General features: G+C 52.3%; 12 protein-coding genes, 1 tRNA gene and 1 pseudogene. 12 read left to right on the plus strand and 2 right to left on the minus strand.

From position 1 onward, the window contains the following. Positions 1–99: 99 nt before the first annotated feature. From infC to rplT, 3 genes and pseudogenes are all read left to right on the plus strand, one after another. Positions 100–657, plus strand: a pseudogene (gene infC, locus F1C16_RS06970) (translation initiation factor IF-3); the annotation flags it as partial. Between the two features lie 153 nt (positions 658–810). Beyond that, positions 811–1,005, plus strand: a complete 195-nt coding sequence (gene rpmI, locus F1C16_RS06975; protein ID WP_185283616.1) for a 50S ribosomal protein L35 — start codon at positions 811–813, stop codon at positions 1,003–1,005. A gap of 163 nt (positions 1,006–1,168) precedes the next feature. Further along, a complete protein-coding gene (rplT, locus tag F1C16_RS06980; RefSeq protein WP_185283617.1) occupies positions 1,169–1,513 on the plus strand; it encodes a 50S ribosomal protein L20 in 345 nt (114 codons plus the stop codon). Positions 1,514–1,674: 161 nt separating this feature from the next. Here rplT and F1C16_RS06985 read toward each other — a convergent pair. Further along, a tRNA-Met gene (locus F1C16_RS06985) sits at positions 1,675–1,748 on the minus strand. A gap of 130 nt (positions 1,749–1,878) precedes the next feature. Here F1C16_RS06985 and F1C16_RS06990 point away from each other — a divergent pair. From F1C16_RS06990 to bshB1, 8 genes are all read left to right on the plus strand, one after another. After that, on the plus strand, positions 1,879–2,292 hold the full coding sequence (locus tag F1C16_RS06990) for an START-like domain-containing protein (protein ID WP_185283618.1): 414 nt from the start codon (positions 1,879–1,881) through the stop codon (positions 2,290–2,292). A gap of 91 nt (positions 2,293–2,383) precedes the next feature. Further along, a complete protein-coding gene (locus tag F1C16_RS06995) occupies positions 2,384–3,847 on the plus strand; it encodes an LptF/LptG family permease (protein ID WP_185283619.1) in 1,464 nt (487 codons plus the stop codon). A gap of 153 nt (positions 3,848–4,000) precedes the next feature. Beyond that, positions 4,001–4,276, plus strand: a complete 276-nt coding sequence (gene rpsO, locus F1C16_RS07000) for a 30S ribosomal protein S15 (protein ID WP_185283620.1) — start codon at positions 4,001–4,003, stop codon at positions 4,274–4,276. A 175-nt stretch (positions 4,277–4,451) separates the two neighbouring features. Further along, positions 4,452–6,602, plus strand: coding sequence for a polyribonucleotide nucleotidyltransferase (gene pnp, locus F1C16_RS07005; RefSeq protein ID WP_185283621.1), 2,151 nt, complete (start codon positions 4,452–4,454; stop codon positions 6,600–6,602). Positions 6,603–6,719: 117 nt separating this feature from the next. Next, on the plus strand, positions 6,720–7,583 hold the full coding sequence (locus tag F1C16_RS07010; protein WP_022823752.1) for an RNA polymerase sigma factor RpoD/SigA: 864 nt from the start codon (positions 6,720–6,722) through the stop codon (positions 7,581–7,583). A 192-nt stretch (positions 7,584–7,775) separates the two neighbouring features. Continuing rightward, positions 7,776–8,720, plus strand: coding sequence for a thioredoxin-disulfide reductase (gene trxB, locus F1C16_RS07015; protein WP_185283622.1), 945 nt, complete (start codon positions 7,776–7,778; stop codon positions 8,718–8,720). Positions 8,721–8,850: 130 nt separating this feature from the next. Further along, positions 8,851–9,957, plus strand: coding sequence for a M23 family metallopeptidase (locus F1C16_RS23200; protein WP_281421349.1), 1,107 nt, complete (start codon positions 8,851–8,853; stop codon positions 9,955–9,957). Positions 9,958–10,063: 106 nt separating this feature from the next. Next, on the plus strand, positions 10,064–10,783 hold the full coding sequence (bshB1, locus tag F1C16_RS07025) for a bacillithiol biosynthesis deacetylase BshB1 (RefSeq protein WP_185283623.1): 720 nt from the start codon (positions 10,064–10,066) through the stop codon (positions 10,781–10,783). A gap of 52 nt (positions 10,784–10,835) precedes the next feature. Here bshB1 and F1C16_RS07030 read toward each other — a convergent pair whose 3' ends face one another. Beyond that, positions 10,836–11,237: a hypothetical protein gene (locus F1C16_RS07030; RefSeq protein ID WP_185283624.1), complete on the minus strand. Its 402-nt coding sequence runs from the start codon at positions 11,235–11,237 to the stop codon at positions 10,836–10,838. A gap of 598 nt (positions 11,238–11,835) precedes the next feature. On the opposite strand from F1C16_RS07030, the gene F1C16_RS07035 reads away from it, so the two are divergent. Continuing rightward, positions 11,836–12,714: a universal stress protein gene (locus F1C16_RS07035; protein ID WP_185283625.1), complete on the plus strand. Its 879-nt coding sequence runs from the start codon at positions 11,836–11,838 to the stop codon at positions 12,712–12,714. Positions 12,715–12,742 lie beyond the last annotated feature (28 nt).

Raw genomic sequence — 12,742 nt, forward strand, 5'->3', positions numbered from 1 at the left:
AAAAAGCGGATATTTGCCCCCTGAATAGGCCCTAGCGACTTTTCGCCGGGGCCTTTCACTATCTGATTAGACCACCACTTTTAGAAGGAGGACCTACCCATAGCTACCCCAAATCGCCGTTACATCCCCCGCGCTCAAGTGGAGGAGCCGTTCAAGATTAACAATAAAATCACGGCCCGTGAGGTGCGTCTGGTCGGCGACAACGTCGAGCAGGGCATTTATCCTGTTGAGCAAGCCCGCCGTATGGCGCAGGAGCAAAACCTTGACCTAGTTGAGATTTCGCCTACTGCTGTACCGCCCGTTTGTCGCGTTATCGACTACTCGAAATTTAAGTACGAGCAGAAGAAGCGCACCCGCGAAATGAAAGCCAAGCAGACGAAAGTCGTGCAAAAGGAAATTCGTTTCGGACCCAACACGGATGATCACGACTTCGCTTTCAAGCTAAAGCACGCACAGGAATTCCTGAAGGAAGGCGCCAAAATCAAAGCCTACGTACACTTCGTAGGCCGCTCGATTGTATTCAAAGAGCGTGGCGAAATTCTGCTACTCAAGTTTGCGCAGGCGCTCGAAGAGCTGGCTAAGGTAGAGCAACTACCCAAGCTAGAAGGCAAGCGCATGTTCCTGTACTTGGCACCCAAAGTAGCACCCAAGCCGAAGCCTGCCGTGAAAGAATCAGCTCCCGCAGCAGCTAAACCTGCTAAGGAAGGCGCACCGAAACCTGCCAAAGAAGTTGCTCCCGATCAGGAGTAGATTCTGGGTAGGGTAGGGGCACACGCAACTCTGCATTTCCCTTTTTTCAATACATACACAATGCCGAAAGTAAAGACGAAATCCGGTGCTAAGAAGCGTTTTACGCTCACCGGAACGGGCAAGGTGAAGCGGAAGCACGCCTTCAAATCGCACATTCTCACCAAAAAAACCACCAAGCAGAAACGTGCTCTTACCCACGTAACGCTGGTTAGCTCGGCCGACATGCCGCGCGTGAAGGATATGCTGAATATCTAATTAATAATGAATGAGTAAGAATTGAGCGTTAGTACTAATACATAGTCTACATCCAATTCCTACTTCCTACTTATTAATTGTTAATTAATTCAAACCAGGCGTCCGGTAGAAACGCAAGCCGCGGCAAATTGTCCGCCGCCGGCCGCCAAAAACAGAGCAGGTTATGCCCAGAAGTGTCAACCACGTGGCCTCGCGCCTTCGTCGGAAAAAAGTAATGCGTTTGGCCAAAGGTTACTATGGCCGTCGTAAAAATGTATGGACCGTTGCGAAAAACGCCGTTGAGAAAGGCCTTCTCTACGCGTACCGTGACCGGAAAACCAAAAAGCGTGAGTTCCGCGCACTCTGGATTCAGCGTATTAACGCTGGTGCCCGTGAGCATGGCTTGTCCTACTCGCAACTGATGGGTGGCTTGAAGAAAGCTGGTATCGAGCTGAACCGTAAGGTGCTGGCTGATTTGGCCCTGAACCACCCCGCTGCCTTCAAAGGCATTGTGGACAAAGTAAAGTAATCGTCTACTGACATTACAACATGAAGAGCGCCTGATCATTAGTGGTCAGGCGCTCTTTGCATTTATAACCCACCTATCTGGTAACGATAAATTGGTAGAAATCAGGGAAGTGTAGAATACAACGAAAAAGGCCTTCCTGCAATCGGAAGGCCTTTTTTCTGTAGCGGGGACGAGAGTTGAACTCGTGACCTCAGGGTTATGAATCCTGTGCTCTAACCAACTGAGCTACCCCGCCCTGTTTGGTGGTGCAAATGTAGAAATGAAATTTGAATTAGCACAACATCTAGGGTAAAAAATTATGTGTATATTGGCTGTTTCTGCTAGCAGTTGTAGTTAGCAGGGGCTTATTTGTTTCCATTACGTTTATGCCGCTTTCCGCTACCCGTTCCAAACACCGGTTCACGGTGGAGTACCCCATCAACGCGTCGCCAAAGATTTTATACCCTTATCTGGCTTCTGCTTCTGGCCTGGCCCGCTGGTTCTGCCAGGATGTGAAAATCGACCCCGACCACCGGCTCAACTTCATCTGGGACAACCAGAGTCATTATGCCGAAATCAGCTCGCACCGCACCAATAAGTCGGTGCGCTTTGTATTTCTGAACGATCAGAAGCGTTCTGTTCCAGATGCCAGCTACCTAGATTTCTCTATTGAATCGTCGGAGCTTACGCAAGAAGTTTTTCTGCGGGTGGTAGATTACTCCGAAGAGACGGATGAAATAGAATTGCAGGAAATGTGGGATAATCTCATCCTGACGCTGCGGGAACAAGTAGGGGGGTAGGCACCGTTGCCACAATAGCGCGCTGTATCTTCGCGTTCTTTTTTGCCTCCTTTACTGTGGTGCTGCCTCACGGTGGCGGCACCAGTTGCGTATGAAAAAACTAGATAAGCTCATTCTGAAAGCCTTTGCCGGGCCATTCTTTCTCACCTTTGCGGTAGTCGAGTTTATTTTTCTGACGCAATACATGCTGAAGTATCTCGATGATATCATCGGGAAAGACTTAGGTGCGGGTGTTATTGCCCAACTCTTATTCTTCTTCAGCGTGCTGATGGTGCCGATTTCGCTACCACTGGCTGTGTTGCTTTCCTCGTTGATGACGTTTGGTACTCTAGGGGAGCACCATGAGTTGACGGCTATTAAGACATCGGGAATTTCCCTCACGCGCATTCTGCGGCCAATCTTCATCTTAAGCTTGTTATTGAGCGTTGGAGCTTTTTGGTACAATGAGACCATCATTCCAAAAGCCAACCTCAAAGCGTACAGCCTGCTGTGGGATGTGCGTCAGCAGAAGCTGGCGCTGGATATTCGGGAAAATATCTTTTACACTGGCATTCCAGGATACACCATTAAGGTAAACGAAAAGCAGGGCGAGAACGGAGATATTTTGAAGGGCGTAATGATTTACGACCACAGCGGCCGTGCGGGCAGTTCTGCCATGATTCTGGCCGACTCGGGACGCATGACGACGCGCTTTGATGGGCAATACCTAAGTCTGGAGCTATTTCGGGGTACTTCGTACATAGAGAAGCCTGACCAGCACAACCGCGCTGGCGCCAGCTTCACCCGGCAGAGTTTTGACCGCAATCAACTGCTGTTCTCTCTGGCCTCTTTCGGCCTAGACCGCACCAATGAGGAGTACTTCGCGGAGAATAAGATGATGAAGAACATCCCACAGCTAATTGCCCATAGCGACTCCCTCCACCAGCGCCTGAACGTAGAACGGCGTCTGATGGTCACGCAGCTGAATCCTTATTACTCTTATGCCCGCTTTGACACTACAGGCCAAGCTGCTAACCGGCGTTTAGCGGACTGGAAGGTGTCCGATGAGCGCCTTCCTGCTTTGAGCGTGGGCATGATGCAGCAGGCTAGTAACCGGGCGCGTAACGTGCGGGCCTTTATAGGCAGCAACGCCGAGCGTTTGACTACTCTGGCCCGCGACACCAGCATGTTTCGGATCGAGATTTACCGTAAATACACGCAGTCGGCGGCTATACTGCTAATGTTCCTGATTGGTGCGCCGCTAGGTGCTATTATTAAAAAAGGTGGTTTGGGTGTTCCGCTGCTCATTGCCATTCTGTTCTTTATCATCTACTACGTTGTATCCATTATGGGCGAGAAATATGCCCGTGAAATGATTCTGACGGTACCGCTGGGTATGTGGCTGGCCGACTTGACGCTTCTGCCAGTAGGCCTGTTTTTCCTTTATCAGGCTCGTAACGATTCTGGATTGCTGGAAGGTGATTTCTGGCGGCGTATTGTACGCTGGGTACCTACCGAGCAGTTTCGCAACTTGGTGCGCAACCGGGCCTTTTTGGCCCGCCGCGCACAAGCTTAGCAAACGCAGAACAGCCTATGTTTTGCCCTATTTCGGCAATTTATATTTTCAGCATCCGGAATAAAGCCGTACCTTTGCGGCCACTCCGAAATGCGGAGTGACTGAAAATTCTTTTTTACCCTTTAAATCAAAGACGGGGAAACCTATCTGCCGATGAAACTTACAACCGAAACTAAACAGGCCATTTTTGAGAAAAATAGCCTGCAGAAAACTGCCACCGATACCGGTTCGGCTGAATCGCAAATTGCACTCTTCACCCACCGCATCACGCACCTGACTGAGCACCTGAAGGTGAACAAGAAGGACTACTCGACCCGCTTGGGTCTGCTGAAGCTGGTAGGTAAGCGTCGCCGCCTGTTGGACTACCTGCAGCACCGCGAAATCAACCGCTACCGTGCTATCATCAAGGAGCTGGGTATCCGTAAGTAAGCCCCGCTGCCGAGAGTAGGGAGCCCTGTTACAAGGGTTCCCTACTCTTTTTTTTGCCTGGCGGGAGATAGTGGCCGGGCACACCAGAAAACGGGACAAAACCCCGCGGTTTGGTGTTGTACTCCAATAGAAGGCTCCTATCTCACTTCTCCCATCTCATCTCCAACCACACAAAATGCCCAATTACAACGCGGTTACAAAATATATTACCCTGCCGGATGGTCGGCAGATTTCGATTGAAACTGGCAAACTAGCCAAGTTTGCCGACGGGGCCGTTGTCGTTCGCCTCGGGGATGCCATGTTGCTGGCTACGGTGGTGTCGCAACCCTCGCAGCGCGATGGGGTAGACTTCCTGCCGTTGTCGGTTGATTATCAGGAAAAATTCGGTGGTGCTGGTAAAATTCCCGGCTCGTTTCAGCGCCGCGAAGGCCGCCTTTCAGATTACGAAGTATTGGTTTGCCGCCTTGTAGACCGCATTTTGCGGCCGATGTTCCCCAAGGATTATCACTACGAAGTGCAGATGATGATTTCGCTGATTTCGGCTGATAAGGACGTGCAGCCGGATGCGCTGGCAGCTTTAGCGGCTTCGGCGGCTCTGTCAATTTCAGATATCCCGTTTGCTGGACCGATTTCAGAAGTACGCGTAGCTCGTATTGATGGCAAGCTTCAGATCAACCCACTAACAGCTGACATTGCTCGTGCTGACATTGACCTCATCGTAGGCGCAACGGCCGACTCGGTGGCAATGGTAGAAGGTGAAATGGATGAAGTGAGCGAGGAAGAGATGGTGGAAGCCATTGCTTATGCGCACGAGGCCATCAAAGAGCAGGTGCGCGTGCAGCAGGAACTGGCTGTAGCGGTAGAAAAGTCGCACACCAAGCGAGAGTATCCTAAATATGATGAGAACGAAGATCTGAAAACCCGTATTACTCAGGGTATTTACGATCTGGCTTATAATGTGGCCAAGCTGGGCGATGCTAGCAAAGCTGGTCGCAAAAAAGGTTTTGGTGGCGTAAAGGACCAGTTTCTACAGCAACTGGTGGCTGAACAGCCCGAGCTGGATATGAAGCAGTTTGGTCGCTACTACTCCTCTGCGGAGAAGAAAGCCATCCGTGACATGATGATCAAGGAAGGCACCCGCTTGGACGGCCGCAAGCTGACAGAAATCCGTCCGATTTGGTCGGAGGTGAACTACCTGCCTGGCGCCCACGGCTCGTCGCTGTTCACGCGTGGCGAAACCCAGTCGCTAACTACAGTAGCCCTCGGCACCAAGCTCGACGAGCAGATTATTGACTCGGCGATGCAGTCCGGCTACAGTAAGTTTATGCTGCACTACAACTTCCCAGCCTTCTCGACTGGTGAGGTGAAGCCTAACCGCGGCCCCGGCCGTCGGGAGGTAGGGCACGGCAACCTGGCCATGCGCTCCATTAAGAAGGTGCTGCCGCCGGAAGAAGAGAATCCCTACACCATCCGCATCGTGTCGGACATACTGGAGTCGAACGGCTCGTCGTCGATGGCGACGGTATGCGCGGCTTCGCTAGCACTGATGGATGCCGGTATCAAGATTCGCTCGGCTGTTTCGGGTATTGCCATGGGTCTTGTGCAGGACAAAGAAACCGGCGAATACGCTGTGCTTTCGGATATCTTGGGCGATGAGGACCACCTCGGTGATATGGACTTCAAAGTGACCGGTACCGAGAAGGGTATCGTGGCTTGCCAGATGGATATTAAAATTCAAGGTCTAAGCAACGAAATCCTGACCAAGGCACTGCACCAGGCGCGCGAGGGCCGTTTGCACATCCTGCGGGAAATGGCAAAGACCATCTCAGCACCGGCTGAGGAGCTGAAACCCCATACGCCCCGTTCGCACAAAATGCTCATCGATAAAGAGTTCATCGGTGCAGTTATCGGACCTGGCGGCAAGGTTATCCAGCAGATTCAGAAGGATACCAACGCTACGGTTATTATCGAGGAGAAGGACGAAAAAGGCCACGTGAGCATTTTCGCTTCCAACCAAGAGGATATGGAAGCTGCTATTTCGCGCATCCGGGCCATTGCGGCCCAGCCTGAGGTAGGCGAAACCTACAAAGGCAAAGTGCGCAGCATTCAGCCCTATGGTGCTTTCGTGGAGATTATGCCGGGCAAAGACGGTCTGCTGCATATTTCGGAGGTAGCTCACGAGCGACTGGCTTCGCTGGAAGGCGTACTGGAAGTAGGGCAGGAGATAGACGTGAAGCTGCTGGACATCGACAAAAAGACCGGTAAGTACCGCTTGTCGCGCAAAGTATTGCTGCCGAAACCGGAGCAAGCTGCTTCGGCCAACTAAGCACAGCAGACGACGTACGAACTTTCGTGGGGGTTGGACTGTTGCTAATCAATGTCCGGCTCCCACAAAAGGAAGCTGCTATTCAACTTTTAGAAATACAATTCTTTAGCGCCTGCAATGAGACAGCTAAAAATCAGCAAGCAGATTACTAACCGCGAAAGCCAGTCGCTGGATAAATACCTCCAGGAGATTGGTAAGGTAGATCTGCTCACTCCCGACGAGGAGGTGACGCTGGCGCAACGCATCAAGGAAGGCGACCAGCAAGCGCTGGAAAAGCTGACCAAAGCTAACCTGCGCTTCGTGGTGTCGGTGGCCAAGCAATACCAAAACCAAGGTCTTTCGCTAGGTGACTTGATCAACGAGGGAAACCTCGGTTTGATTAAAGCCGCCAAGCGCTTCGATGAAACGCGCGGCTTCAAATTTATTTCTTACGCCGTATGGTGGATTCGCCAATCCATTCTACAGGCCCTGGCCGAGCAGTCGCGTATTGTGCGTTTGCCCCTGAACCGGGTAGGCTCGCTGAATAAAATCAGCAAGTCGTTCTCGGAACTGGAGCAGAAGTTCGAACGGGAGCCCTCGCCGGAGGAAATCGCCGAAGTACTGGAACTGACAACTTCCGAGGTAGTGGACACCCTGAAAATCTCGGGTCGTCACGTGTCTGTAGATGCGCCGTTTGTGCAAGGTGAAGAGAACCGTCTGCTCGACGTGCTCGAAAACGAGGACGAAGAATCGCCAGATACGGGCCTAATGAACGACTCGTTGCGCAAGGAAGTGCAGCGTGCTCTCTCTACCCTCACCAAGCGCGAAGCCGACGTTATTACACTTTACTTTGGTTTGAACGGTGAGCATTCGCTCACGCTGGAAGAGATTGGCGAGAAATTCAACCTCACCCGCGAGCGAGTACGCCAGATTAAGGAGAAGGCTATCCGCCGTTTGCGTCACACGTCCCGCTCTAAAGCGCTGAAGCCCTACCTGGGGTAAGCGTTTTTTATTTCTACCCGAAAAACCCCAGCCCAGTTGTTGGGGTTTTTTATTGCCGTTCTACCCCTAAGGCGAAGAACTGACTAAACCTCAGTACCGGTTTTGTTGGTTTTCTTCCGTCTGGTAGACCAGTCGCAGCCGAAGTTTTTGGCTACGCTTACCTTTGTCTTTCACACTGCTTTCACCAGCACAATGACTACTACTGCTGAACACATAAAGTGTCTGATTATCGGCTCGGGGCCGGCCGGCTATACAGCGGCTATTTATGCTGCCCGCGCCAACATGCAACCCGTTATGTACCAGGGCTTGCAACCCGGTGGCCAGCTCACGATTACCAACGATGTGGAAAATTTCCCTGGCTACCCTGATGGGGTGATGGGGCCGTCGATGATGGAGGATTTGAAGAAACAGGCGGCGCGTTTCGGTACGGATATCCGCTATGGTTTGGCAACGGCGGTGGACTTTTCAAGCCATCCGCACAAAATCACCATCGACGAAAACAAAGAACTCACAGCTGATGCGGTGATTATTGCTACTGGTGCTTCGGCTAAGTGGCTGGGGCTGGAGTCGGAAGCTCGCTTGAATGGCTCGGGCGTATCGGCCTGCGCTGTGTGCGACGGTTTCTTCTACCGCAATATGGAGGTGGCTATTGTGGGTGCTGGCGACACGGCGGCCGAAGAAGCTACTTACCTAGCCAATCTGGCTAGCAAGGTGTACATGATTGTACGGAAAGGCGAAATGCGTGCTTCCAAGATCATGCAGCAACGCGTGCTTGACAACCCCAAGATTGAGGTGTTGTTTGACACTGTAACGGATGAGGTGCTGGGCGAACACGCCGTGGAAGGCGTGCGCGTAAAAAACTTACTCACCCACGAGTGCCGGGATATTACAGTACAGGGTTTTTTCGTTGCTATTGGACACGAACCGAATTCTAAGATTTTTCAGCCCTACCTGCACCACGACGAACAGGGATACCTGAAAACCATTCCTGGCACTAGCAAAACCAACGTGGACGGTGTATTTGCCTGCGGCGACGTGCAGGATTTTACCTACCGTCAGGCCGTGACGGCTGCTGGCACGGGTTGTATGGCTGCCCTCGACGCTGAACGTTACCTAGCTGCTTTGGGGCTACATTAAACGGTGAGATAGTGAAATGGTGAGATAGTGAGTTTGACAGCCTACTGCTAGGTTTTGAGCAAATAGAACGTCAGACTCTCTATCTCACCATTTCACTATCTCACTATTTTCACCATTTCATTGTTTTCTCTTGCTTCATCTGATAAAAACCTGGTTGTGGCCGGTGCTGGCAGTGTTTCTGCTTGCGTTGCCCGAACAAGGGTTGGCGCAACGTCGACGGACAACCAAACCCAAAACCAGCACTACGAAGCGGCGTGATTTTTTCCAAATCAAATCGCCTACCATCAAAAAAGTTACGCCGAAGACCAAAGTAACGGTCGAAACGGAAGACCTGCCCGACGAAAATTCGGAGGCTGCCAAATCCATTCTCTTCAACCCCGCCAAGAAGCTCTCCATCGTCAACGAGGATACTACCTCCCTGAACGAAGGAGAGCAGCAGATTGTGGAAACGTCGGAGGAAGTGTTGATTGACAGCACCTGGATTAAAGTAGCGGGCTACTACGCTATCTGGGATACGCGCAACATCAACCCCTACCGGGTGGATGGACGCCGGATTAAGGATACACTCAACCTGCAACTCACCGACGTGCCTCGGCAACGCTTTGCCCGCATGCCGCTGGAAACGACGCCCATCACCTCGGCCTTCAAGTTCCGGAATGGCCGCTGGCACTATGGGGTAGACCTGGACCTGGAAACCGGCGACTCCGTACGCGCTGCTTTCGACGGCGTGATTCGCATTTCGAAGTGGGACGGCTCGGGCTACGGCAACTACTTGCTGGTGCGGCACTACAACGGGGTAGAAACGCTCTATGGTCACCTGAGTAAGTCGCTCCTACCTGTGGGTACCTTTGTAAAGGCCGGAGAGGTAATTGGCCTGGGTGGTAGCACGGGGCGTAGCACCGGCTCGCACTTGCACTTTGAGGTGCGTTACGAGGGCAACCCCATCGACCCATCCCGGATGTATGATTTCCCGGACTATAAGCTGTGGAGTGATAATTTCCAGATCACCTCGGCCCTGTTCAACTACTATAGCCGTGCGCTGAGTAGCCGGTCTTCGTCGAGTAGGAGCGGGAGCCGAGGTGCCTCATCGGCCCGACGTACGGTTACGCACCGCATCCGGTCGGGTGACACGGTTTCGGGAATTGCGCAGAAATATGGCGTATCGCAGGCACAGATACGTCGTTTAAATGGTAATATAGGTATCCTTCGTCCGGGCCGTACGCTGCGGATAAAATAGGCTTGGGGGCTTTGGGAATAAGGATTTAAGATTTTGGGTAGACTAATCCCAGAAGCTGTATCCCGAGTACATCCTTAAAATCCTCTAGGTCCCTAGATTCTGAAAAATGAAGCTTGATATTCTGGCCATTGCGGCCCATCCGGACGACGTAGAAATGTCTTGTGCCGGCACATTGCTGGCGGCTACGGCGGTAGGAAAGAAAATTGGAGTTGTAGACCTCACGCGCGGAGAGCTAGGTACGCGCGGTACGCCTGAAACCCGGGCTGCCGAAGCCGCCGAGGCCAGCCAGATTCTGGGCCTATCGGTGCGCGAAAACCTGGGCCTACCCGACGGCTTTTTCCGCAACGATCGGGAGCATCAGCTACCCATTATAGCCGCGTTGCGCCGCCACCGGCCCGATGTGGTGCTGTGCAATGCCATCACGGACCGCCACCCCGACCACGGCCGCGCTGCTCAACTTATCACGGATGCCTGCTTTCTGGCTGGCTTGCGGATGATCGAAACATTGGACGAGGCTGGCCAGCCCCAGGCCGCGTGGCGGCCTGTACATGTATACCATTTCATTCAGGACCGCCCCATTGTACCTGATTTTGTGGTGGACATCACCCCGCACTGGGAAAAAAAGTGGGCGTCTATCCTAGCCTATAAAACGCAATTCTTCAACCCCGACTTGGATGCGCCCAGCACCTACCTCTCGTCATTGGAGTTTAGCAAGTTTATGGAAGCCCGTGCCCGCGAGTTCGGCCACATGATAGGGGTAGAGTTTGGGGAAGGATTCACGAAGCAACAGACACTGGGAGTGCGGGAGCTAGGCGATTTAATCTAAGCTACAGGTAATTCACTTTTAGACGCAAAAAGCTCGTTAAGGAGTAGATTTTCTATTTGTTGGCTGTTGCGAGGTAGATAGACTTCCTGGCGGCATCTATGGCCGTTTTGCCCGCCTGTATTTCTTGCCAGGACTTGTAGCAATCATAAAAGCCGCTCTCAAAGGCAATGATGCGAAAGCCCATTTGCTGGTGCAGAAATTTAACGAGCCTAGTCTTAGCCTTGAAGGTGCTGCCATCGTGATGGCTCTGCTCTCCTAACCCGACAATTGTTATGTCCTGTAAGCTTTGTTTCAAATGGGCTAAGTCTGTGTAGTCTTCATTGCTTGGTTCTACATTACTGATTACAACTGCGTTTTCTTTGAGGCAAGCCACCTGGTCGGCAGTAGTTTGCGCATAGCCTTGCGCGAAAGAACTTAGTAGTAGGAGAAGGAGCAAACGGTTTATAGCTTTCATTATATAGGGTAGATGCAACTAGCGGATACACAAAACGGCTTCAGTTTTTGCTATTCTGAAGAAGTAAGGAAGGATATGTTGCTGCTTTTATTCGGCTTTCGCAGTTCAACTGCGTGTAAGTAGCTGTAACTACTTACACAGGAGTAGCCTGACAATCCAATAGGTTGCAACTTCTAGCTGTTAAGCAAACAGCCAATCAATTTCAGATTACAATACTGCTGACTACCATCCTGCTTCTACGTGACATGGGGTAGGTTCTTGTGAACGCGGGATATATCCTGAATTCCGTGAAGTAGTTGCTGGCTATGACCTGTACTGCGGTCATCATTTTCCAGTACATGTGCGTCTCACCAACACTGAGCGAACCTCACTAATAATTGTCAGGTCAATAGATGATCTACGTCAGTGAAAACGAACCGATATCCTAGAATCTTTAGGCCGCTTACTCTGTAGGACCTGTCCACAACTACCTCAAGGGAAGGACTATAGCGTCAGCCAGATTCAGCTGGAATAAATGTTTTGTTGGATTCACTGATGCAGTCATAACAGGCTGTAAATCAGTTGAAAAAAAATGCGTATTCGCTTAGTCCATATCGCCATGTGTCCTACCCTGCTTGTACTAACTGATTTTTCTGCAGGGGCCAACCGGTCGCTGAAAGTAGCCGTGAATTTTGCCCATCTGTTGGAGGCGCAACTGGTTGTACTACACGTGCATCGTGATTCACTACTCGACCCGGAGCGGTTCACAGGGAAGCTTTCTGGAGAGAGCTATGAGGTAACCATGCGGGCATTGCATAGCTTGGTGCGTCAACTACCTGTGCCAGCCTTAGCCGAGGTAGGCCAGGGTCTGCTGCCGGATGTGGTAGCCGATGCTATACGGCGCTACCACCCGCTGCTGGTGGTGCTCAGTCGTCCGGATGCAGAAAACATACCCGATGAATTGGCCACGACCACTGCCTTGCAACTGTTGCGTAGCAGCAGCTTCCCCCTGCTGGTAGTGCCGCCGGCTACAACCAAAATGACAGCTCCGCGGCACGTACTGCTTGCTGCCGACGGCGGGGAATTTGGGGTGGACGAGCACGGCGACGCTCTACGTCACGTGCTGGCGGCCCTCCACGCGCCCGTTACCCTGGTACACGTGACCGAGTCGGCAACCCATCACACGGCGGCGCAAGCCTACGAAACGGTTGCTGGCGCAGGACTGACGCGTGATTTGCCGCGAGTTTCGACCAGCCACATCTGCCACGCGAGCCCCGCGCAGGGCCTTCTACAGGCCGTGGCAGAGCAGCGCGCCGACTTGCTGGTGGTGCTGGCCCGGCCGCGCAGCGTTTGGGGCGAGCTGTTTCATCGTAGCGTGACAGCGCAGCTGCTTTTGCACAGTCCCGTGCCGGTGCTAGTACTACCCGTCCAGAATGCGCCGGCCCGTAAGCGCCCACCCCGGCCAACAGAAACAGATGGCTTATTGTACAGTATATAGCACGCACTGATAGCCGTGCCGACCCTTG

The organism is Hymenobacter sp. NBH84 (genome assembly GCF_014217645.1).
Classification (GTDB): Bacteria; Bacteroidota; Bacteroidia; order Cytophagales; family Hymenobacteraceae; genus Hymenobacter; species Hymenobacter profundi.